Here is a 21,852-nt window from a genome sequence, read left to right as displayed (position 1 = left end):
ACTGGTTCAAGTATGACTGATCGTGCCATAAATACAACGTAAGCAGCTCTTACTTAGGTTGTTTTCGGCTAGGCAGTTTGTTGTTTACTAAGACACTGCTATTATGCATGGGCAATAAATAACAATAAACTTCTAGGGAACGTTATGAAAAAGACTCCATTTAAGCTCAGCATCAGCGCGCTTATGGTCGCAAGTGCACTAGCACTTACTGGCTGTAATGATGACACTGCGAGCACTAAAACAACGACTGCTGAAGTCAAAACAAGCCAAGTTACCGCACAAGATGCCGATAAATTTATCGCCGCTACTGAAAAAGAATTAAGCGCGCTTTATTTAGAAGCAAGCCGTGCTGAATGGATTTATGCCAACTTCATTACCCATGATACTGCGGAACTATCTGCTGAAGTAAATCGCAAGATGACCGAAGCCGTTGTTCGCCTTGCTAATGAAGCTGCAAAATTCGATAGTTTAGAGCTAGATTACGATGCGCGTCGTAAACTCGATAAACTTAAACTAGCGCTCACCTTACCTGCACCACAAGATGCTGAAAAAACAGCTAAGCTCTCACAATTAGTGGCTGAGCTAGGGGGTATTTATGGTAAAGGTAAATACTGTAAAGAAGATGGTAGCTGTTTAAGCCTTGGCGAGATGACTGCCAAAATGGCAACGAGCCGTGATTACAATGAATTGCTTGATTTATGGCAAGGTTGGCGTCAAGTTTCAAAACCTATGCGCCCGCTTTATGAGCAACAAGTTGCACTCACCAATGAAGGTGCAAAAGAGCTAGGTTATGCAGATACAGGTGCTATGTGGCGTAGTAAATACGACATGCCAGCCGATGATTTTGCAAAAGAACTCGACCGTATTTGGGGCCAAGTTAAACCGCTTTATGATTCATTACATTGTCATGTTCGTGCCAAGCTGGGTGAAAAATATGGCGAAGATAAAGTACCACAAGACCAACCTATCCCTGCACACCTACTAGGTAATATGTGGGCACAAACGTGGGGTAACATTTACGATGTTGTTGCACCAGAAAATGCCGATCCTGGTTATGACGTAACAGAACTATTAGCTGAGCACGATTACGACGAACTTAAAATGGTACGTGGCGCTGAGAAGTTCTTCACCTCAATGGGTTTTGCGCCATTGCCAGATACCTTCTATGAGCGCTCACTATTCACTAAACCACAAGATCGTGACGTACAGTGCCATGCGTCAGCTTGGAATATTGATAGCAAAGACGACCTACGTATTAAGATGTGTATTCAACGCACAGGTGAAGAATTCTCTGTTATTCACCATGAGTTAGGCCATAACTTCTATCAACGCGCGTACAACACGCAGCCTATTTATTATCAAGAAAGTGCGAACGATGGTTTCCACGAAGCGATTGGTGACACCATTGCTCTTTCTGTAACGCCAGGTTATTTAAAAGAAATTGGTTTATTAGATGAAGTGCCTGATGAATCAAAAGATATCGGCCTGTTAATGAAAATGGCATTAGACAAAGTAGCATTTATCCCATTTGGTTTATTAGTAGACCAATGGCGCTGGAAAGTTTTCTCAGGTGAAGTAACGCCAGAGAACTACAACAAAGCGTGGTGGGAATTACGTGAAAAATACCAAGGTGTACAAGCGCCTATCGCACGTAGCGAAGCAGACTTCGATCCGGGTGCTAAGTATCACGTACCAGGCAACACGCCTTACACACGTTATTTCTTAGCGCACATTTTACAATTCGACTTCCACAGAAGTTTATGTGAAATTGCCGGTAACGAAGAAGCGATTCACCGTTGTTCTGTATACAACTCTGCTGAGGCAGGTGAAAAACTAAATGCTATGTTAGAAATGGGCTCAAGCCGCCCATGGCAAGAAGCTCTTGCGACCATCACTGGTAAAGAAGAAATGGATGCAACAGCAATCTTAGATTACTTTGCACCATTACAAAAATACCTTGATGAGCAAAATGAAGGCCGCCAGTGCGGTTGGTAATGATAAAAACGAAAAAGCCCGCATAATGCGGGCTTTTTTATATCATCAAATTAATGATTAAAACTGTAAGCTTACGTTTGCAAAGTATGCATCGTAGTCTGAGTCATCCCAGTTGTTTGCATAACCTGCTTTTAAACCAACGTTTTTGTTAAAGAAGTGCTGTGCACCAAAGCTGTAGTCATCTTCTTTATTAAACGTTACAAATGCTGATGTTGCTTTAGAGAAGTAGTAGTTAGAACCTAGTTCCCAAGAGCTACCGCTATCGTCTGTATCTGAGATTGTACCTTCAATTGTTAGGTAGTTACCTTGTTGAAGATCCATGAAGTATTTTGCATTTACTGCACGGTAATCAAACTCATCGTCAGCTGTGAATGTGAAACCTAAGTAATCAGTGCTGTTAAGCTGGTGATTGTACTTAAGGTCAAACATTACAGTGTTATCGCCGTCTTCTACATCGATAAATGTCGCTTTAAGAAGAAGGTTAGGATTAAAGAAGTAACCTGCAGACACATTGAATAAATCAGTATCTGAACCGTAATCGTAGTTGCTGTAACCCGCACCAAATACAAAATCTTGTACGAAGTATTCACCACCGATGTTAGTTACATCACCAAAGTCATCATCTGCGTACGAACCAAATACGTTGGTTGTTCTGTTGATGTATTCAAACTGGTCGTATGGACCCATTGTTTTCTTTGGCGCGAAGTAATACGTTGAATCAACACTTACTGTGTCGTTGCCATCGGTGTCCATGTATCCTAAATGGCTGATTGATTGGTAACTATCCGCAGCAGTCGCGGCAGTTGACAGAAGCATACTCGAAATAATAACTGCTAACTTTTTCATAAACAGATTTCCCTATTAACATTGTTTCATTGCTGTTGAAAACTAGCCTGATGGCTAAGTTGGGCACATGCTAACGTGAGAAAACTGAATGGAAACTTAACTAAGCATTTGTTTTTACTTGATTAATTGTAATAAAGTGTCGGTAAATGTAAAGAAAAAGTTGGCCGAAACTTGCGCCTCTAAACCAACTTTTAGTGAAAAAATAAAGCTTGTCAGTACCTTATAAAGCAAACTCGCTTATAATTCTATAAACCTCATTAATGTTATCTCCTGCTTTAAAGTCTTTACTGATTGGCGTTGGATCTGAACCAACCCAAATTTTTAGTTCAGCATCAAGGTCAAAATGCCCAGCACTCTCTTTACTAAACTTAGTAATTTTTGAGTAAGCAATACTCAGCATTTCAACTTTAGAACCAGTAACACCTTGTTTATCAATAATAATTAATCTTTTATTGGTAAAGATGAACATATCACGAATGACTTTATAGGCTTTTTGTACTGTTTCACCATCAATCAAGGTATTAGCAAGCAGCTCTTCTAAATCATCGTTATCGACTTCACTTGCGTTACCCATTAATCCGCTTAATAGACCCATAATTAGCTCTCCTTATGAAAAATTTGGTTTTCGAGTGTGTGACCATTTACCAGTTGACGATACTGCCAACCTTGTTGATAACAAAAGTGTAGAAGATTGATATCAAAAGGCTCAGCGGTTTTTTCAAACTCGATCACATATTCTTTTGCTTGGCTCATATAAACATGATGTACATGGGCAAGGCCAGCAAGCTTTGCTTCTACATCATCATATTGTTGATTTAACTGCAGCGTAATAAAGTGTTTATTATCCTGCGTGCTAGAACGGGCTTGATGCTCACTTAACACCCCTTTATCAAGGTGTAACACCTGAGAGCATAATCGCTCAAGCTCAGTTAAGTCATGGGAGCTTAAAATAAATGTTGCTTCGTTACTTAAAGAACTTACCAGCTCCCTTACCTCACGAGCATGAATTGGATCAAGGCCTGCAGTTGCTTCATCAAGCATCACTATTTCAGGTGAACCAATTAATGCCTGTGCAATCGTCACTCGCTTACGCATACCATGAGAAAGGTCATCCGGTCGCTGCTTAGCCACTTCTGACAAACCAACCAGCTCTAAAACACGAGCCGTTTCTTTTTTACGAACCGCACCACTGAGCCCTTGTAATTGACCATAAAAGTTAAGTTGATGCGCAATACTAAAACGAGGATCAAGCTGGGCATCTTGTGGTAACGCGGTTAGCTTACCAAATAACGCCGCACTGCCTGGGGTATACCCCATTACCGATAGTTTTCCTGAGCTAGGTAAAATATAGCCACATAACAAACTGAATAACGTTGTTTTACCTGCACCATTAGGACCAACTAGCGCTACCGGCGCTCCTTTGTTTATCTCAAAGTTGACGTTATCGAGCGCTCGTTTAGCCCCATAGTTTTTTGACAAGCCTTGTGCTTGAATTAAAACGGTCATAATGAGCTCCTTGCAAAAATTCGTTCACCAGCAACCAGTAACACTGCCGTTTGTAAAAGTGGTAAACCAAGAGCCAATGTGACACCTGCACGCTGACCTGCCATTAAATCAAGTTGATAGCCCGGAAATATGTAATTTAAAACCTCAAATGCAGGCCATTGCCATGTTAGTAAGCCAATCACAATATTACCGCCAGCAAAGAACAAAATAGCCAATACAAATGCAAGACGCGATGAACGGGCAAATGTATTTAAAAAGCTCATCAAAGCAATAAATGGCATAACCGCAACAAGCAAATAAAATAACAACATAAAGCTTCGCGATAAGCCAGAAAGCAGCAAACTTGGCTCACGATAGCCAAGCATTGCAACCGTTGCCATCAAGGTAACAAACAACAATGCTGCTAAAATGAGTAGCTGCCCTAAAAAGCGGCCAATGATAATTTCTGAACGAGTGGCTCTAAGTGATAAAAAGCGTAACGTACCTCGTTGTCTGTCGCCCACTGTTTGGTCACTACATAGAAACAAACAAAAGCTTGGGAAACTAAATAGAGCAATCAGCCAATAAACGGCAAGTTCAGATTCAGGCCAATCAAGTAATTTACTGATGCCAATGGCGCCAAATGCTTGCCTTGCAAAGTCGGCAAAATCAGGTGAGCTAATCAAGGTCACAGATTGGGCAATGGGATAGCGTAAAATAAGTAGCCAACAAATGGCAAAAGCGGCAACCGCCAACAAACCACGTTTGGTCAGAAATAGTCGTACCAGCTCAAATTGGGCAATTTGTGCAAGACGTTTAGGATGTAACTGCGTCACTCATAATCCTTAATGAATTTTATTATTAGAATTACACTAAGTTGAAACAGCTTGAATTACCAGAAAAAAAAGACCCGACAAGCGGGTCTTATGTAACAAAGTATAAACTTTTAACCTAGAGGTGGCTTTCGTACACTGCAAGCGCTTGGTCAAGGTCGGCTAGTAAATCAGCCACATCTTCAAGACCAATGTGTAACCTTATTACCGGGCCTTGCGACCAACCTGTTTCAGAGCGAAGCCCTTTCATGCTGAGGTTTGCCGTGACTAAGCTCTCATAACCACCCCAAGAAAAGCCCATTTTAAAATGGTGTAGGCTGTCTAAAAACGCATCAATCGCTTGTTGATTACCCTGCTTCATTACAAATGAAAATAAGCCGTTACTGCCATCAAAGTCTCGTTTAAAGAACTCATGACCCGGGCACGTTGCAAAAGCCGGATGGCGAATATGATCAACCAATGGGTGTGTTTCAAGCCATTTAGCCACTTCGATGGCGGCTTGTTCATGCTGCTTTAAACGCACAGCCATCGTACGCAGACCACGTAGCGCTAAATAAGCATCATCAGCAGAGGTACATTGACCAAGTAAGTATGAATTTTCGCGAAGGGTTGGCCAATACTTTTTATTGGCTACCGCCACCCCCATCATCACATCAGAGTGACCAACTATATATTTTGTCGCTGCTTGAATACTAATATCTACGCCATGCTCAAGCGGTCTAAAATGCAGGCCATTACCCCAGGTGTTATCTAGCATGGTCATTACACCACGCTCATTTGCCTTAGCAACCATGGCTGGCACATCTTGCACTTCCATGGTGATTGAGCCAGGTGATTCTAAAAACAATACGCGAGTGTTATCTTTAATAAGCTCACTAATCCCTGCACCAATTCCCGGCGGGTAATAAGTTGTTTCAATTCCTAATCCAGCCAGTATTTTGTCGCAAAAATCACGGGTCGGCTCGTAAGCGGTATCCACCATTAAAATATGATCGCCCGTTTTCACAAACGAGAGTAGCGCATTGCTTATTGCAGCCGCACCTGATGGATATAGCGCACAGCCTTCGCCGCCCTCAAGTTCAGCAATTGCTTCTTGCAGAGCAAAGTGTGTCGTCGTACCGCGACGGCCATAAAATAAAGTTTTGTCGCCTCGTTTCTTCGCCGCTGCTTTTAAATCAGCCACTGAATCGAATACTACCGTTGATGCACGTTGCACCACAGGGTTCACAACCCCTTGTGTGTACGCTTTTTTACGCCCTGCAGAGACGATTTGGGTATTTTTATTTGTCTTTGTCATAATTTGTCCAAGCTGTGCTTTACAGGTTGCGCCAGTGCTCAACCAAAAATCGAGAAATAGAATCTTGTCGGGTTAGTTTAAGATGACTGCCCTGCTCATGCCATTGGCCGAATTCATTAAGTTCAGCACGGCTAAACCATCTTGCATCGTCTAACTCGTCTTTATCTACCTGAATATCTTCTGAAACTGCTGTGGCCATAAAGCCAAACATAATTGATGATGGAAATGGCCAAGGCTGTGAAGCGATATATTGAATATCTGTCACCGCAACACCAGCTTCTTCCATGACTTCGCGGGCAACGGCCTGCTCTAGTGTTTCACCTGGGTCAACAAAACCGGCAAGAGTTGAAAAAACACCGTCAGGCCAGCTTGCTTGACGGCCTAGCAAGCAGCGCTCAACCCCATCTGAAAAGGTTTTTGTGACTATCATAATCACCGCAGGATCGGTTCGCGGAAAAGTTTGATGCTGGCAAGTTTGGTTCTCACATAAACGTGAATGCCCTGCTTCAACCATGTTATTTTCATGACCACAACGACCACAAAAACGGTGCGTTGCGTGCCAAAAACACAAGCCCCTTGCCAATGCGGCAATCGAGCCTTGTTTTAGCTCAACTTGTGGGCCTAACTTGCGAATATCTACAAATTCAGCGCCATTGAGCATAGGCTCAATGAGTGAGTCTGGAACATGGCTGACATCTAAAGCAAAATGAGCCACATCATCATCGTCTAAACCCAACAAAATGCTTTTTGATAAATCGAGATGATCCACTTGAGATAAGCGTAAATAACACACTTCAGGACTGTCTTTAACAAATAAACTTTGATTGTTATTGACCAATAACCAGCGACTCTGAGAGTTCATTTGAGCCTTTAACCACTTTGGATCTTTACGACGATTTGATGCACGATCCAATGGCATTTGAGAGTAATTCAGCATGGCATTCCTTGAAAATAGTTTACTCGCTAAAACTACCATAAGCGGATGATAAACCCAATTTATTACAGGCATAAAAAAAGCCCAAACTGGGCTTTTTTATTCTCTCTCACAATTTTACAAGGTCGCTAGGTGCGCTTGTAGTTTTTGGTTCTCAGCTTCAATATGCTGATAGAACTCTAAATCTTCTAACTTACTCGCTGCAGCTTTATCAATGATGATCACCGCATCTTTATGAAGTTGCAGTGCTGAAGCTGGGCATTTAGCCATTAACGGGCCTTCTACCATGGCATGAACGGCATCAGATTTACTTGCACCGGTTGCTAAAAGCACTACTTTTTTGGCTTCTAAAATAGTGCCAATACCCATAGTGATTGATAAATGCGGTTGATACTCACCCTCAGCAAAAAATCGCGCATTGTCTTCAATTGTCGCTTTGGTCAGTGTTTTAACACGGGTGCGTGATGTCAAACCAGATGAAGGTTCGTTAAAGCCAATGTGACCATTACGGCCAATACCAAGTAGTTGTACGTCAACACCACCAGCGTTAGTGATTTTTTGCTCATATTCAGTACAAGCAATAAGCGGGTTTACTGCATCACCCGGCGGTACATGGGTGTTTTGTTTATCGATATCAACATGGTTAAATAGTTGTTCATTCATAAAGTAACGATAACTTTGTGGATGATCGCCAGTTAAACCTAAGTATTCATCTAAGTTAAATGTTGTCGCTTGGCTAAACGAAATATCGCCAGCTTTATTTTTTTCGATCAGTTGTTGATACAAAGCAACAGGTGTTGACCCTGTGGCAAGCCCAAGAACCGAGGCTGGTTTTTTTAGTAATTGTTTCGCAAAGATGTTGGCACCATACGCTGCAACTTGGGCTGCATCATCAAGAATCACTATTTGCATATCGATTAGCTCTAATTATAAGTTGGAAAAAAATGGGACCTAAAACCCAACCCCACGTGCAATCGAGCTGGGTTTTAGATCAAACCACTGCCAGGATACGATGCAGTAGCTATAACCATTATGACAACGCTGTCATTATCACTTCTAGTTTTATCTTTGTAAAGTAAAAGTGAATAAAAAATTACTCTTTTTGCTAGTGTCTAATAATTATTAAACACTAACAAAGATCTTACGGCGATACATCCAATGCAATACCAGCATTTGTACTGCTAATAATGCAATTACCGCCATCAGGGGTTGCCATGCCTCTGGCACAGCTCGAACCACCCCACCAAATACGCTTTGGCTGACATAGCCCCAATTCACAAGACTTGACGCTAAGTAAATAATAATAGAGTTTGCACCTATGATCACAAAAGGATACGCGGCGCGTTGCCCTGGCAGAATATCCACCAGTGCATAAAATACGGCGAGCAATATGGCACTCCAGCCAACGGTTACAAGCACAAATGAGCTAGTCCAAAGTTCTTTATTTACTGGGAATTGTAAATCCCATAACCAGCCTAAGCATACACTTACCACACCTGCAGCGAATAATAAGGCGGTCATTTTCCACTCGCCAATTTGCTGAGCACGAGCCACTAATTGACCTGCAAACACGCCCATTAATGCATTAACTATTGCTGGGATATTCGACAACACACCTTCAGGGTCTACCACACGGTTTTGATAACTAATACCCGGTAGTAAGTGCGCATCAAACCATGCATTCCAACTTCCTGCCGCTGAAAGGTCGCCAGCACTGCCACCCGGCACTGGAACAAAACAAAGTAGTAGCCAATAACCCACTAAAATAGCTGCTGCGGTAATAATTTGTGTTCGTAAACTGGTATGCCAAACCAACATTGCACAGAAGAACCACGCAATAGCGATGCGGCCAAGCACACTGGCATAACGAATTTCATCCAACGCCATTGGCATCCCTGTGCCCCAGCCGTGGTTATACAAAATACCTAATAAACACAATAGTAAAAGACGTTTACCCGCCTTGCGGTAATACACTTTGCGCTCATCAAACGGTAAATGGTCAATGCGTTTGGGGGCTAGCCCCATCGCCACACCCGATAAGAATATAAACAATGGGAAAATCAGATCGTAAAATGTGAAGCCATGCCAAACGCTGTGCACGGTGTGTGCTTCAAAAACTTTCCAGCCAGTCCAGCCTGTTAAAACGAAGAGCGCTGCGAATAGTGACTGTCCGCCTAATATCCAAAACATATCCATGCCGCGCAGTGCATCCAGCGATGCCAAACGTTTTCTTGTTGGTTGTGTTGTTGTCATTGTATTACCTTAAATAGAAAAAGCCCCGCGATACAACGGCGGGGTTTTTACCAGGGAAGCTTGTTATAGCGCTTTTCCAGCAATAAAGGTGGCTTGTACATTTTGCTGTGCGTCTAACACCACAAAGTCAGCGTCAAACCCGCTCAGTAAGCGACCTTTTTTATGTAAACCTAAATATTGTGCAGGATAAAGTGATGCCATACGTAAGCTCTCAGCAAGGCTAACATCCAATGTGTTCACTGTGTTGCGCACCGCACTTGCCATATCAAGTACGCTGCCTGCTAATTCACCGGTCGTTGAATTTAATCGATCGCCAGTACGAATAACTTTACGGCCATCAAAGAAATCAAACTCCATATCGTCAGTCCCTACAGGTGGCATAGCATCTGTGACTAACATAATTTTTCCGCGCTGTTTGCTGCGAATTGCTAATTTTGCTGATGATGGGTGAACATGGTGACCATCAACAATTAAACCGCACCAACTGTTATCATCCCAAAGCGCAGCACCCACAACACCCGGCTCTCGTGATGTAAATGCTGACATGGCATTAAATAAGTGGGTAAAACCATCAGCCCCTGCAGCAAGTGCAGCATTGGTGGTCGCAAAATCCGCATTGGTGTGGCCAATACACACTTTTACACCACACTCGACTAAGCGTGCGATATCATCAGCACTGACATTTTCAGGCGCTAGGGTTACCATTTTAATGCCTAAGTCTTGGCGGGCATAAATTGCAAATTCTTGCTCTGTAATAGGGCGAATAAATTGCTCGCTGTGGGTGCCTTTTTTCCCTAATGAAAGGTGCGGTCCTTCGAAGTGCACACCCATTACGCCCGGAACACCTTCAGCAATTGCTTGTGCAGTAGCATCGGCCGCTTTTGCCATGACTTCGACTTTGTCGGTAATCAGCGTGGGCATAATCGCTGTTGAACCAAACTGACCATGTGCTTTGGCTATTCTATCTAAGCAATCTGGCGTTTGTTCAGCGTTAAAAAACGCTCCGCCACCGCCATTCACTTGTACATCAATAAAACCGGGTGCCACTAACCCCTTTAATGCAACGGCATTAGCATCTGCTTCAACAAACTTAAACACACCATTGTCGACGCTAAAATATACGTCAGATAAAAATTCGTCACCGGTAAACAATGAACTTGCATGATAAATCGTCATTACAAACTTACCTCTTGGTTTTGTTCAAGCACAGATTGCTGAGCAAAATACACAGCGCCCATTTCCGGTGGTTGAATAGGAGATTCAACGCGTTTCGCAATATCCTCTGCAAGCCACTTATTTAATGGCTCAGCTAAGCCACCAATCATAGATAAACGTGGCGGGTTATTCTCTAATAAACGCTGAGCTAATTTACTAACGTAATCAGCACCCTCTTTAACAATCGAAACCGCAACTTTGTCATTGTTATTGGCTGCTTCAAATACATAGCGGGCTAATTTGGCAAAACTACTCGAAGGCTGACCAGACATTTTTTCAACAATCGCCATCGCATTGTCAGCTGCAAAATGCTCGGTGATCACTTTAGTCAGATTTGTTGATTCACCTAGGCCATCAAGGTCTAATAAGGTCGCTTTTATTGCTTCAAGACCCATCCATGCACCACTGCCTTTATCTCCTAGAGCAAAGCCATGACCGCCAAAATTAGTTGTGCGACCATTTACACAAGAAAAACCACAAGAGCCAGTGCCTGTGATGATCACCGCACCATCACTCCCTTCGTGTGCGCCGATACAGGCTGTGTGTAAGTCAGTGGTGAGGAACATTTGTTTAAATGGATGCTCCCATTCCATAATCTTGTCGTACAAGCTTGGTAGGTTTACACCTGCTAAACCTAACCCGGCATAAAGCTGATGAACGGTTTCAAGCGGTAAACCCGCATCACGAAGTGCTAATTGTGTTGAGACCATAATTGATTCGAGAGTACGTTCCAAACCATGTAATGGATTTGCAGGACCACCTAGGCCAGTTCCTAATACACCTTGTTTAACAGAGTAGATAGTTGCTCGACATTTCGTTCCGCCACCATCGATACCAATAAACAATTGGTCCTCATTCACACTCTTCGCCATCATTTAACGACCCCTAGCCTTCGTTTAGTTTTTGTCTAAATCGCATTATTTTTCTTATCAGAATGCGAAATCATCTCAACCTTTGTTGATTTAATGTTACACAACAAATGACAGCGTTGTCATTATATTTTTTATAAAAATTCGTATAACTTTCATATTTATTTTTAATTTATTGAATTAAAACGCTTTATTTAACAGACAAGAAAATTAGAAACCACATCAACAATGTCCTATAACACCTTTATTTATGCTTTTTTGCATAATTTAGTGTGTTGCGCGTGACTATTCCTTTATTTATCATCAAGTGTAGCTAATGTTAGCTTAGCCGAAATAATACTTTAGTTAAACATTTTATTTTTATAGGAATATTTTTTTACCTTGATAGTAGCAGAGAATCATCAATACAATGAAATTCAGCAGCAGATTGCTTTAAAATATCAGCGGTAAGGTGCTCTGCCCCGTAGACATCACATGGTAGCTGATACTTATTCGCTAAGTGACCAAGTAATAATGCAAAATCACCATCACCCGAAAGTAATACCATTTTATCGAGCTGCTTAGCATGTTCTAGCATGTCAATGGTAATGCCAACATCCCAATCCCCTTTCGCACTGCCATCTCTGCGCTGAATAAAAGGTTTTAGTTTTACCTCAAAGCCAATTGCGCGCAAAATATTTTGAAACTGCGATTGCTTTTCATCCCCACGATATATTGCATACGCTATGGCGCAATCGATTTGGTAGCGTTCGCTCATTTGCGCCCAAAAGGCATTGTAGTCAAAATTTTTCTTGTAGCTTTCTCTACAGGTGTAATAAATGTTTTGTACATCTACAAAAATACCGACTCTTGGCTTATCAACTGCTGACATAACTTTTCTGTTTTTAGTGATTTGTGTTCACTGTAGCATATCTAGGTTGATATTTACGAAAAAGTAACCTAAATTGGTTACATAAAACAAAGTAACCAAATTTGGTTACTTATCGCAATGTAACTAAATTAAGTTACTTAACCTAAGGGATCATAATGATTGCGGTGATCAGCGGTGATTTAATTAAATCACAAAAAATTCCACAACAAGAATACGACGCCATGCTTTATCAGCTTGATCAAAGCTTACGCTTTGTTGCTAAGCGCTTTAACGCAAGCTTTACCATTTACCGTGGCGATGCATTGCAAGTACAGCTAACAGAGCCTGAGCTGGTATGTCATGCTGCCATCTTGCTGTATTTGCAAATGAAGGCAGCCAATTATGAGCTGCGACAAAGCTTGGCTATTGGCTCACTCGACAACCCACGCGCCGATATAAAAACAGCCACAGGCAGTGCTTATACATTATCTGGCCGTGGTTTAGATAACATCGGCCAGCAACGCTTAGTGTTAAATATTGAAAATAACGCCCTTGAAGAAGGCTTTGCGCTTAATATTGCGCTTGTCGAAGTCCTGCTTGAAAAAATGAGTCAAAAGCAGGCTAATGCCCTGTTTTATTATTTAACCGCCGAGAACAATAGCCATGCAGAGCTTGCCAAAGAGCTTAATACTAGCCGAGAGAATGTCACTAAGTTACTCAACCTAGCCCATTATCAACTTATCGAGCGTTTTATAAATTACAGCCAAACCACACTCAAAGGATTGTTATGACCAGTTTTGCTCTATTACTCACCGGGTTAGTGCTAGGTCACTTACTTGCTGACTTTTATTGGCAGCCAATGAGCTGGGTACACGATAGAAACAACCGTCACTTTCGTGCCAGTAAGCTCTATTTGCACGTATTAACACACGGTGTGACCTCTTTAGCTGTACTCACTCTGTGGGAATACACATACGGCTGGCAAGAGTTCTCTCGTGTATTGTTAGCAACGGTTGCGATTGTGCTAAGCCACTATGTCATTGACTTGGCAAAGTCGTATTCAAATAAAGGCGTAGTGCCGTTTTTACTCGACCAGTTGGCACATCTTGTTGTGATTGTAATGCTAAGCGTTTGGCTTAGTGATAAGAATGAGTTTTATAGCTTAGCGTGGCAGAAGCTGATTGCCCTCGATACCTTATTTGTTATTGCAGCTTATTTATTGGTGCTCAACCCAAGCTCTGTGTTTATTCGCATGATGCTGGAGAAAATCAATATTCAGATAAACAATGAAGGCAGTATTCCTGCTGCGGGGCATTTTATTGGCTTGCTCGAGCGAGTGTTGATGCTGAGCTTTATCTTGCTAGGTGAATACGGCGGCGTGGGTTTTCTGCTGGCGGCCAAGTCTATCTTTCGATTTGGTGATTTAAAAGAAAGTAGCGAAAAACAACTCACTGAATATGTCATGCTGGGCACTTTGTTAAGTGTCACCGTGACACTCTTTATTGGTGTCGCTACCTTATATTGCATTAAACTCGTTTAATCGCTTAGAAAAACAAAAACGCGCAATTGCGCGTTTTTTTATTTTTACTGTTATTAACTATCCCCAGCGGGTTTACGTCTTGGGCGAGATGGTCCCGATACACGCTGGCGATTACCCACAGGTTTATTACCTGCTGGTTTATTGTTATTCGATTTATTCCCGTTGTTAGCGCCTTTTGGGTTTTGGCCCTGCTCTTTACCCTTACCCTGCCACTTACCTTGTGAAGGTCGCTTTTGCGATTTAGGTTTTGGCTTTTGTGCAGGTTTTGCTGCACCTTGACCATCTTGAGCTGGTGCTTTTGGCTTTTTCGGTTTCTTTGGTTTTTTCGGCTTGATTGGACGCGTATCTAGTGGCTTTTCAGCAACTGGTTTGCTTGGCTCAAAACCTGCTTCGGTTGCACGCGGAATAAGCTCACCAATAAAGCGCTCAATACCATACAAATCGTCGGCATCATCTGCTGTTACAAACGATATAGCATGACCCGATGCACCCGCTCGGCCTGTACGGCCAATACGGTGAACGTAATCTTCATAAATATTCGGTAAATCGTAGTTAACAACGTGAGGTAGCTCAACAATATCTAGGCCACGGGCAACGATATCGGTTGCAACTAGTACGCGCACTTCACCCGATTTAAAGCCTTCGAGTGCCTTAACGCGAGCGCCTTGCGATTTATTACCGTGAATGGCAGCGCCAACAATATCATCGCGTTCAAGCTGCTTAACTAAACGGTTTGCACCATGCTTGGTACGGCAAAATACTAATACTTGTTGCCAATCATTAGTACGGATCAAATGGCTAAGCAATGCTGTTTTACGTGATTTATCTAGCGCATAAACAGATTGAGTAACCGTTTTAGCTGTGGTGTTTTTTGCCGCAACTGAAATTTCAACGGGGTCGTTAATGAGCCCTTTTGCAAGTTCACGAATTTCATCAGAGAACGTCGCTGAGAACATCAGGTTCTGACGTTTAGCAGGCAATTTAGCAATGATACGTTTGATGTCATGAATAAAGCCCATATCAAGCATACGGTCGGCTTCATCAAGGATCAGCACTTCTAAATCATCAAACTTAACAGCATTTTGATTGTGTAGATCTAATAAACGACCAGGTGTGGCAACTAAAATATCAACACCTTTACGAAGGCGCATCATTTGCGGATTAATTTTAACGCCGCCATAAACAACAAATGAGCTAACATTTGAATGCTTAGCATATTGCTCAACATTTTCGCTTACTTGTAGAGCCAGCTCGCGAGTTGGTGCCAATACTAATGCGCGTACTTTATTGCCACCCGCTTTAGGGCCTTTTGACAAACGCTCAATTAACGGCAGCGTAAAACCTGCTGTTTTACCTGTACCAGTTTGCGCTGCGGCCATAACATCGCGGCCTTCAATGATCGCAGGGATAGCTTGTGATTGAATAGGCGTTGGTGCTTCATAGCCCTTTTCTAAAACTGCATTTACTAAAGCTGGTGATAAACCTAACCCATCAAAACTCATACTATCTCTCTTTAAAAAATTCAGCCGATTCGGCGAAGTGCGCGCATTATACCTAGGATAGTCAATAATGCATGGAATTATTTGCAAACTAACACTTAATGCTGAACTTAGCAGACTAATTTAAGGCATAAAAAAAGCGGCTTTAATGCCGCTTTGTTCTCATATACCCAATCTTTACTTAACACCAAGTTCGCGTAAACGCTCTTGTAAGTAGCTGTCTGCTGTGTAGCGCTCAGAAAGCACAACATCAGGACGCGGGTGTAAGAATAGTGGTAACGAGATACGTGATTTCGTTGACGCTTTACCCGTTGGGTTGATCACGCGGTGAATCGTTGATGGGAAGTAACCACCTGACGCTTCTTGAAGCATGTCACCAATATTGATGATCAGGTTACCAAAATCACATGGTACGTCTAACCAACCGCCATCTGTTTTTTGTACTTGTAAACCTGGCTCATTTGCCGCAGGTAATACAGTTAATAAGTTGATGTCGCCATGTGCTGCTGCACGGATTGCACCTGGCTCTTCATCACCTGTCATTGGAGGGTAATGAAGAATACGCAGGAGTGTTTGCTCAGAGTTAGCAATCATATCTTTAAGGTCGATAGAGAACTTAGCACGCACTTCTTCTGGAGCTTCAGCTTGAACCCAGCTTAATAATGTTGCTGCAAACTCATTCGCTAAACGGTAGTACTCACGGATTTCTTCTTCTAGCTGTGCTGGAACACGGCCTTTTGGATAAACGTGGTAATACTCTTTAATATCTTTAACGGTAAAGCCTTTTGCAACTTCTGACACTGATGGTGGGAAGTAACCATCTTGTGTTTCTTTTGAAAATAAAAACTCGTGCTTTTGCTCAGAATTAAAGAATTCTTGCCAATTTTTGTAAATAGACTCAACTAATGACTGAGGGATTGGGTGATTTTTTAATACACCGAAACCTGTGTTTCTTAGTGACTCAACAAATTGAGCGGCCGCATCGCTCGCTTTATAATCAACGGTAGGTAAATGTTGCATTTGTCTTTTCCAGTGAATAAGGTTCTAGAAGTCTGTGCTAAGCATAGCATTTCTTCATTATAGCGCTTCGCGAGGATAGAGAAACACAGGCAAAAACATAAGGACTTATGTCCGCCCCACCTTGCTTAGCTCCTTAACTTTGATACAGATCAACTAACCCCTTAAGTAGTATAATATGTACTATTACCTAAACTTTGATATGGTTAATTAGACACATTTCAACGCAAAAGGATCGCTAATGTTCAAAAATCTGCAAATCTTACTTTTCAGTGCGCTGATACTTGTAACCAATCAGGCCATCTGTGCAGAACAAGCAAACTATAAAGTCGAAAATATTAAAGACAACGTATATCGCTTTAGTGCTGGCCATTATCACAGCGCTTTTATGATTGTTGATAACCAGGCCTTAGTGACTGATCCTATTAATAGCGATGCCGCAAAATACTTAAAAAGCTATATCAAGAAAACCTTTAATGCCGATATCAAGTACATGTTGTACAGCCATAGCCATGTTGACCATGCAATGGGCGGTAATGAGCTAATCGATAACAACACCACGGTCGTCGCTCATCAATTTGCAGCTGAGGACCTTAAATTAAATAAAGTGCCAACTGCCCTGCCTGATCTTACATTTACCGATACACTCAAAGTCGATTTAGGTGATAGCTACGTGCTTCTTAATTACTACGGGCCCAATAATGGCCGCGGCAATGTCAGTATGCGTTTTATGCCTGCCAATGTACTTTATGTTGTTGATTGGATTGTGCTTGGCCGCATGCCATATAAAAACCTGATTGGTTACGATATTAACGGCATGCTGCATTCAACCAAAGCAGTACTAAATGAACCTGCGTTTGCTGCATTTATAGGTGGCCATGCAGATACTGGCAACCGCGATGATGTTGTCTCTTATTTACACTATATTCAAGACTTACACACTGCTGTGCGCGATGGCATGTTAAAAGGTAAAAATCTTGCGACCTTACAAAAAGAAATAAGCTTACCTAAATACAGCCATTTAAAAATGTACCAGCAATGGCTACCACTGAATATTGAGGGTGTGTATAACAACCTTGTCGAGATGGGTTATTTTAATTTTCGCAGCGACATTGATGCTCAGTTTTAACTGAGCATCAATAGCGAGATAAAAACGCGTTAAGTTCTTTACTCATACGTGCAACAAGCGATTTTGGGCCACCATCATACATATCGTTATGGCGCGAATCTTTAAGCTTAATTTGCGTCACTGGGTATACAGCGAGCTCTTGCGGCGTTAGCAATACGTTGTCATCTGCTGGGTAATCGCTACCGCGTAGTGTCAGTACAGCAATATTTTTGTTTCGCGGGATCAGCATACGGCGATGATCAAGGGTGATCAGCTTAGCTACCTTAGCGGGATAAATAGCCGCATATAATGCTGCAATATCTCCCCCATTTGAGTGCCCAAATAAAGTGAGCTTATTAAAGTCATACTCAGGATAACGCTTTGCAAGTTCTACGGCTAAAAAATCAAGGGTTTGTACACCACGGTGCCAGTTTTCCATGCGTGTGGTCATGTATGGTGGCTCCGGGTTTAAACTCGGATCACCTTTTAACTCATGAGCAACTTCAACCGTTAAATAACCATGCTGATGAAAGGCCTGCTGGGCAAATTGATAGTCTGTATGTGCCATACCATAGCCTGCCCCAATAAACGCCACGGGGCATTTCTTCTTTATCGTACATTTGCTATCGGCTTCTGTAATGGTCACCGGAATATGGCGTGCCCGCTCAGTATCAAACAGTGTCTCTGTTTGATTTGCAAAGGCTGTTTGCCCGCAAAGAGTTAAAGCAAGCATTAGCGCCGCCTTTTTAATATTTAACATGATAATTTGAATTCTAAGCTACGTTTAACCATAGGCCACTCACCATCAATAATTGAAAACACCACGGTGTCGCGTACGCATCCATCGGCCATAATTTGGTGATTACGAAGCACCCCATCTTGTTTTGCTCCTAAGCGAGCAATGGCATTGCGCGAAGCCTGGTTATGCCAATGAGTACGAAACTCAACGGCAATCACATTAAGTGTTTCAAATGCATAACTCAGCAGCAGTTTTTTACAATCAGTATTAACCCCAGTACGCTGAAAACGCTTGGCATACCAGGTATAGCCAATTTCTAAACGGCGGTTTTTACTGTCGATATTACAAAAGCGAGTTGAGCCTATCACCTCATCGGTGTGTTTATCGATGACAGCAAATGGTAATGCGCGACCAAGTGACTGTTGTTCAAACGCCATACTTAAATAATCGTCAACACGTTCTTCATTGGGCACCGAGGTAAACCAAAGCTCCCAAAGCTTTCCATCTGAAGCGGCGTTAACTAAAGCATCACGGTGCTCAAGCGTTAACGGCACTAATTTAACAAATTGACCTTCTAAGGTGATGGGACTTAAATCCATAACTTTCCTTAACTTTAATTAGCAATAATATTTAATCCACCAGCTCTATATCGAGCCCTGCTAATAAATCCAAAGCAGCATAACGTTCAAATTTGGCCTTACTGATATTGTTAGCTGTTATATCAATGGCGAAGTGGCTGGCACCAATAAAATTAGCCTTACTGAGGTTGGTTTGTTGGAACAAGCTGTCACGAAAGTCCGTATCAGTAAAATCAGCTGAAGATAAATCTGCATGTCTAAAATCAACATCTTTGGCAAAACAGCTGCGCATTTTTAAAGCTTTTAAACTAAGTTCAAAAAAGCTGCTGTGGCTAAGTTCAGAGCCAACAAAACTCACTGGGGCACGGCTGGCAAGTAGCGGCCAATCAACATCAGTAAAGCGCACACTGGTTAATTTACACTGTTTAAAGCTTACTTCTTCAAGCGAGGTGTATCTAAGCCCAAGCGCAGCTAAATTACAGTTTTTAAACTCACACTCTATGAACCGACAGTTTTCAAACTGACTATTGCTAAAGTCACAGTCAATAAATTCACATTGCTCAAATTCGCAATGCGAAAATGTTTGCCCTGCAAGGTTTACTTCAAAGGTGTGTTCAAAATAAAGCGAGTGGCTTGCGATCACGCGGTGGTCTCAATATCTTGTTTAAGCGCAAGTACTGCAATAAAAATAAGACCAAACAATGGAATTAGCGCTAGTAACCCACCAATAACGGCCACCACGATTGGTGTTGAGGTTTTGCGCTTACCTAAGTAATAGCTGATAGCGGCAAACACAGGAATTAAAATAACAATTATTTGCCCGATTAAAGTTGCATTGATATTCATTCTCTCTCCTTGAAGAACATACTAAATATTCATTTAAGCACAAAAAAACCCTAAGGCATACACCTTAGGGTTATTATTCATTAAGTCTTATAATTCAGGCTATTATGAATTATTCAGCGTCTTTCGCTACAACATCAATTGCAAGCTCAGTTAATGCATCTGCATTTGCTTTGCTTGGTGCATCTGTTAATAAACATGACGCTTGAGTTGTTTTAGGGAAAGCAATAACGTCACGAATGTTATCAGTACCGCATAACAACATAACTAAGCGGTCAAGACCAAACGCAAGACCTGCATGCGGTGGCGTACCGTATTTAAGTGCATCAAGTAAGAAACCAAACTTGTCTTGTTGCTCTTGCGCTTCGATACCTAAAATTCTGAATGCTGTTTCTTGCATTTCTGCATTGTGAATACGTACCGAACCACCACCAACTTCGTAGCCGTTTAATACCATGTCGTATGCATCTGATAGTGCACCAGCTGGGTTTGCTTCAAGCTCTTCAGGAGAAATACCTTTCGGTGCAGTGAATGGGTGGTGAACCGCATGCAATGTACCTTCGTCGTCTTCTTCGAACATAGGGAAGTCAACAACCCATAATGGTTTCCAGCTATCAAGATCAGTAATGCCTAAATCAACACCAATCTTAAGACGAAGCGCACCCATTGCTTCGTTTACAACGTTGCGCTTGTCAGCACCAAATAAAATGATGTCGCCAGATTGTGCGTTAGTACGCTCAAGTAATTGGTTGATCACTTCTTCGTTTAAGAACTTAGCGATTGGTGACTGTACACCTTCAACGCCCGCAGCACGGTCGTTCACTTTCATCCATGCAAGGCCTTTCGCGCCATAGATACCAATGAATTTAGTGTAATCGTCGATTTGTTTACGAGAAAGCTCAGCACCGCCTGGTACAGTTAATACAGCAACACGGCCTTTTTCGTCATTAGCAGGACCAGAGAATACTTTAAACTCAACGTCTTTTACTAAATCAGCAACGTCTACAAGTTGCATTGGGTTACGTAGGTCTGGTTTATCAGAACCATATAAACTCATTGCTTCGCTGTATGGCATTACTGGGAAGTCGCCTAAGTCAACGTCTAATAATGATTGCCACATTTCACGGATCATTTTCTCAGTCATTGCACGCACTTCATCAGAGCTCATAAATGACGTCTCTAAATCGATTTGTGTGAATTCTGGCTGACGGTCAGCACGTAAGTCTTCGTCACGGAAACATTTAACAATTTGATAGTAACGGTCAAAGCCCGACATCATTAATAATTGTTTAAATAACTGTGGTGACTGAGGTAAAGCGTAGAAGCTACCCTTGTGAACACGGCTAGGTACTAAGTAGTCACGGGCACCTTCAGGTGTTGCTTTTGTTAGTACCGGTGTTTCGATATCTAAGAAACCATTGTCATCTAAGAAACGACGCACAAAGCTGCTCGCTTTTGCACGAAGTTTGATACGGTCGCTCATTTCAAGACGACGTAAATCAAGGTAACGGTATTTTAAGCGGCGCTCTTCAGAGTTTTGCTGATTAAAGTCAAGTGGTAATGGCTCTGAACGGTTGATGATAGTTAAGCTTGTGCCTAAAATTTCAACTTCACCTGTTGCCATGTCTTTATTTACTTGGCTATCAGGGCGTGCGCGAACAACACCTTTTAACTGCACACAAAACTCTTGACGTAGTTTATTCGCAGTATCCATTAATCCTTCTACTTCAGGATCAAAAACAACTTGTACTAAACCTTCTCTGTCACGTAAATCGACGAAGATAAGGCCACCAAGGTCACGGCGTTTGTTGATCCAACCACATAGTTCAACTTCTTGATCTACGTGAGATTTATTTAGCTGTCCGCAATATATAGAGCGCATAGTATTCCTGTCAGTTAAAGACTTATAGCCGCCTGCTCTTAAGAGTTCGCTATTTTGAGAGCAAAAGCC

Annotated in this window: 22 protein-coding genes; 4 read left to right on the top strand and 18 right to left on the bottom strand. The window is 42.1% G+C overall.

Annotated features, from left to right (window positions below; all coding sequences use genetic code 11):
* The first annotated feature begins 144 nt into the window (after positions 1 to 144).
* Positions 145 to 1,995 (top strand): M2 family metallopeptidase, encoded by a 1,851-nt coding sequence (locus tag EXT43_RS12215; protein WP_130167079.1) that lies wholly within the window; start codon positions 145 to 147, stop codon positions 1,993 to 1,995.
* Positions 1,996 to 2,052: 57 nt separating this feature from the next.
* On the opposite strand, the gene EXT43_RS12210 is transcribed toward EXT43_RS12215, so the two are convergent.
* The 11 genes from EXT43_RS12210 to EXT43_RS12160 all read right to left on the bottom strand — a co-directional run bounded on the left by EXT43_RS12210 (position 2,053) and on the right by EXT43_RS12160 (position 12,598).
* Entirely contained in the window at positions 2,053 to 2,841 is a 789-nt protein-coding gene (locus EXT43_RS12210; RefSeq protein ID WP_062564210.1) for a putative porin, read from the bottom strand.
* 220 nt (positions 2,842 to 3,061) lie between these two features.
* Entirely contained in the window at positions 3,062 to 3,436 is a 375-nt protein-coding gene (locus EXT43_RS12205) for a PH domain-containing protein (protein WP_054561750.1), read from the bottom strand.
* 2 nt (positions 3,437 to 3,438) lie between these two features.
* The gene (locus EXT43_RS12200; RefSeq protein WP_062564211.1) at positions 3,439 to 4,347 is read right to left on the bottom strand and encodes an ABC transporter ATP-binding protein; all 909 of its coding nucleotides are present in this window, start codon (positions 4,345 to 4,347) and stop codon (positions 3,439 to 3,441) included.
* Positions 4,344 to 5,162 (bottom strand): ABC transporter permease subunit, encoded by an 819-nt coding sequence (locus EXT43_RS12195; protein ID WP_054551569.1) that lies wholly within the window; start codon positions 5,160 to 5,162, stop codon positions 4,344 to 4,346. The genes EXT43_RS12200 and EXT43_RS12195 overlap by 4 nt, the downstream gene beginning before the upstream one ends.
* Positions 5,163 to 5,277: 115 nt before the next feature.
* Positions 5,278 to 6,456: a cystathionine beta-lyase gene (locus tag EXT43_RS12190; RefSeq protein WP_054551570.1), complete on the bottom strand. Its 1,179-nt coding sequence runs from the start codon at positions 6,454 to 6,456 to the stop codon at positions 5,278 to 5,280.
* 19 nt (positions 6,457 to 6,475) lie between these two features.
* Positions 6,476 to 7,393 carry an NAD(+) diphosphatase gene (nudC, locus tag EXT43_RS12185; protein ID WP_130167078.1) on the bottom strand — a complete coding sequence of 306 codons (918 nt, stop codon included), beginning with the start codon at positions 7,391 to 7,393 and terminating at the stop codon, positions 6,476 to 6,478.
* A 114-nt stretch (positions 7,394 to 7,507) separates the two neighbouring features.
* On the bottom strand, positions 7,508 to 8,302 hold the full coding sequence (gene nagB, locus EXT43_RS12180; RefSeq protein WP_130167077.1) for a glucosamine-6-phosphate deaminase: 795 nt from the start codon (positions 8,300 to 8,302) through the stop codon (positions 7,508 to 7,510).
* A 210-nt stretch (positions 8,303 to 8,512) separates the two neighbouring features.
* A complete protein-coding gene (locus EXT43_RS12175) occupies positions 8,513 to 9,643 on the bottom strand; it encodes a DUF5009 domain-containing protein (RefSeq protein ID WP_054561756.1) in 1,131 nt (376 codons plus the stop codon).
* Positions 9,644 to 9,706: 63 nt separating this feature from the next.
* Complete coding sequence (gene nagA / locus EXT43_RS12170; RefSeq protein WP_130167076.1) at positions 9,707 to 10,819, bottom strand: N-acetylglucosamine-6-phosphate deacetylase; 1,113 nt, start codon at positions 10,817 to 10,819, stop codon at positions 9,707 to 9,709.
* On the bottom strand, positions 10,819 to 11,733 hold the full coding sequence (locus tag EXT43_RS12165) for a BadF/BadG/BcrA/BcrD ATPase family protein (protein WP_062564217.1): 915 nt from the start codon (positions 11,731 to 11,733) through the stop codon (positions 10,819 to 10,821). The genes nagA and EXT43_RS12165 overlap by 1 nt, the downstream gene beginning before the upstream one ends.
* A gap of 370 nt (positions 11,734 to 12,103) precedes the next feature.
* Positions 12,104 to 12,598 (bottom strand): NYN domain-containing protein, encoded by a 495-nt coding sequence (locus EXT43_RS12160; protein WP_062564218.1) that lies wholly within the window; start codon positions 12,596 to 12,598, stop codon positions 12,104 to 12,106.
* Between the two features lie 155 nt (positions 12,599 to 12,753).
* Here EXT43_RS12160 and EXT43_RS12155 point away from each other — a divergent pair, with 155 nt between their 5' ends.
* Entirely contained in the window at positions 12,754 to 13,368 is a 615-nt protein-coding gene (locus EXT43_RS12155) for a hypothetical protein (RefSeq protein WP_062564219.1), read from the top strand.
* The gene (locus EXT43_RS12150) at positions 13,365 to 14,117 is read left to right on the top strand and encodes a DUF3307 domain-containing protein (protein WP_062564220.1); all 753 of its coding nucleotides are present in this window, start codon (positions 13,365 to 13,367) and stop codon (positions 14,115 to 14,117) included. Before EXT43_RS12155 ends, EXT43_RS12150 begins: the two co-directional genes overlap by 4 nt.
* Before the next feature lie 53 nt (positions 14,118 to 14,170).
* Here the strand turns inward: EXT43_RS12150 and EXT43_RS12145 are convergent, their stop codons facing one another.
* On the bottom strand, positions 14,171 to 15,619 hold the full coding sequence (locus tag EXT43_RS12145) for a DEAD/DEAH box helicase (protein ID WP_062564221.1): 1,449 nt from the start codon (positions 15,617 to 15,619) through the stop codon (positions 14,171 to 14,173).
* Positions 15,620 to 15,793: 174 nt separating this feature from the next.
* Positions 15,794 to 16,636: a 2OG-Fe(II) oxygenase family protein gene (locus tag EXT43_RS12140; RefSeq protein ID WP_054551580.1), complete on the bottom strand. Its 843-nt coding sequence runs from the start codon at positions 16,634 to 16,636 to the stop codon at positions 15,794 to 15,796.
* Between the two features lie 238 nt (positions 16,637 to 16,874).
* Between EXT43_RS12140 and EXT43_RS12135 the strand changes: the two genes are divergently transcribed.
* Positions 16,875 to 17,762, top strand: coding sequence for an MBL fold metallo-hydrolase (locus EXT43_RS12135; protein ID WP_130167075.1), 888 nt, complete (start codon positions 16,875 to 16,877; stop codon positions 17,760 to 17,762).
* Positions 17,763 to 17,769: 7 nt separating this feature from the next.
* Here the strand turns inward: EXT43_RS12135 and EXT43_RS12130 are convergent, their stop codons facing one another.
* The 5 genes from EXT43_RS12130 to aspS all read right to left on the bottom strand — a co-directional run bounded on the left by EXT43_RS12130 (position 17,770) and on the right by aspS (position 21,783).
* Complete coding sequence (locus EXT43_RS12130; RefSeq protein WP_240701498.1) at positions 17,770 to 18,474, bottom strand: alpha/beta hydrolase; 705 nt, start codon at positions 18,472 to 18,474, stop codon at positions 17,770 to 17,772.
* Between the two features lie 20 nt (positions 18,475 to 18,494).
* Complete coding sequence (locus EXT43_RS12125) at positions 18,495 to 19,079, bottom strand: GNAT family protein (RefSeq protein WP_130167073.1); 585 nt, start codon at positions 19,077 to 19,079, stop codon at positions 18,495 to 18,497.
* Positions 19,080 to 19,110: 31 nt separating this feature from the next.
* Positions 19,111 to 19,701, bottom strand: a complete 591-nt coding sequence (locus EXT43_RS12120; protein WP_240701497.1) for a pentapeptide repeat-containing protein — start codon at positions 19,699 to 19,701, stop codon at positions 19,111 to 19,113.
* A complete protein-coding gene (locus tag EXT43_RS12115) occupies positions 19,698 to 19,904 on the bottom strand; it encodes a hypothetical protein (protein ID WP_058585269.1) in 207 nt (68 codons plus the stop codon). Before EXT43_RS12115 ends, EXT43_RS12120 begins: the two co-directional genes overlap by 4 nt.
* 109 nt (positions 19,905 to 20,013) lie before the next feature.
* Positions 20,014 to 21,783 (bottom strand): aspartate--tRNA ligase, encoded by a 1,770-nt coding sequence (gene aspS / locus EXT43_RS12110; protein ID WP_054561766.1) that lies wholly within the window; start codon positions 21,781 to 21,783, stop codon positions 20,014 to 20,016.
* Between the last annotated feature and the right edge of the window lie 69 nt (positions 21,784 to 21,852).

The sequence above is a fragment of the Pseudoalteromonas sp. CO109Y genome (assembly GCF_004208935.1).
Taxonomy (GTDB): domain Bacteria; phylum Pseudomonadota; class Gammaproteobacteria; order Enterobacterales; family Alteromonadaceae; genus Pseudoalteromonas; species Pseudoalteromonas shioyasakiensis.
Note: the sequence above shows the minus strand (reverse complement) of the source record. Positions and strands in the feature narration are given on the sequence as shown.

Excerpts from the sequence above, each read along its gene's own strand:
- EXT43_RS12215 (WP_130167079.1), top strand. The coding sequence starts at position 145 with ATGAAAAAGACTCCATTTAAGCTCAGCATCAGCGCGCTTATGGTCGCA.
- EXT43_RS12210 (WP_062564210.1), bottom strand. The coding sequence starts at position 2,841 with ATGAAAAAGTTAGCAGTTATTATTTCGAGTATGCTTCTGTCAACTGCC.
- EXT43_RS12205 (WP_054561750.1), bottom strand. The coding sequence starts at position 3,436 with ATGGGTCTATTAAGCGGATTAATGGGTAACGCAAGTGAAGTCGATAAC.
- EXT43_RS12200 (WP_062564211.1), bottom strand. The coding sequence starts at position 4,347 with ATGACCGTTTTAATTCAAGCACAAGGCTTGTCAAAAAACTATGGGGCT.
- EXT43_RS12190 (WP_054551570.1), bottom strand. The coding sequence starts at position 6,456 with ATGACAAAGACAAATAAAAATACCCAAATCGTCTCTGCAGGGCGTAAA.
- nudC (WP_130167078.1), bottom strand. The coding sequence starts at position 7,393 with ATGCTGAATTACTCTCAAATGCCATTGGATCGTGCATCAAATCGTCGT.
- nagB (WP_130167077.1), bottom strand. The coding sequence starts at position 8,302 with ATGCAAATAGTGATTCTTGATGATGCAGCCCAAGTTGCAGCGTATGGT.
- EXT43_RS12175 (WP_054561756.1), bottom strand. The coding sequence starts at position 9,643 with ATGACAACAACACAACCAACAAGAAAACGTTTGGCATCGCTGGATGCA.
- nagA (WP_130167076.1), bottom strand. The coding sequence starts at position 10,819 with ATGACGATTTATCATGCAAGTTCATTGTTTACCGGTGACGAATTTTTA.
- EXT43_RS12165 (WP_062564217.1), bottom strand. The coding sequence starts at position 11,733 with ATGATGGCGAAGAGTGTGAATGAGGACCAATTGTTTATTGGTATCGAT.
- EXT43_RS12160 (WP_062564218.1), bottom strand. The coding sequence starts at position 12,598 with ATGTCAGCAGTTGATAAGCCAAGAGTCGGTATTTTTGTAGATGTACAA.
- EXT43_RS12155 (WP_062564219.1), top strand. The coding sequence starts at position 12,754 with ATGATTGCGGTGATCAGCGGTGATTTAATTAAATCACAAAAAATTCCA.
- EXT43_RS12150 (WP_062564220.1), top strand. The coding sequence starts at position 13,365 with ATGACCAGTTTTGCTCTATTACTCACCGGGTTAGTGCTAGGTCACTTA.
- EXT43_RS12145 (WP_062564221.1), bottom strand. The coding sequence starts at position 15,619 with ATGAGTTTTGATGGGTTAGGTTTATCACCAGCTTTAGTAAATGCAGTT.
- EXT43_RS12140 (WP_054551580.1), bottom strand. The coding sequence starts at position 16,636 with ATGCAACATTTACCTACCGTTGATTATAAAGCGAGCGATGCGGCCGCT.
- EXT43_RS12135 (WP_130167075.1), top strand. The coding sequence starts at position 16,875 with ATGTTCAAAAATCTGCAAATCTTACTTTTCAGTGCGCTGATACTTGTA.
- EXT43_RS12130 (WP_240701498.1), bottom strand. The coding sequence starts at position 18,474 with ATGCTTGCTTTAACTCTTTGCGGGCAAACAGCCTTTGCAAATCAAACA.
- EXT43_RS12125 (WP_130167073.1), bottom strand. The coding sequence starts at position 19,079 with ATGGATTTAAGTCCCATCACCTTAGAAGGTCAATTTGTTAAATTAGTG.
- EXT43_RS12115 (WP_058585269.1), bottom strand. The coding sequence starts at position 19,904 with ATGAATATCAATGCAACTTTAATCGGGCAAATAATTGTTATTTTAATT.
- aspS (WP_054561766.1), bottom strand. The coding sequence starts at position 21,783 with ATGCGCTCTATATATTGCGGACAGCTAAATAAATCTCACGTAGATCAA.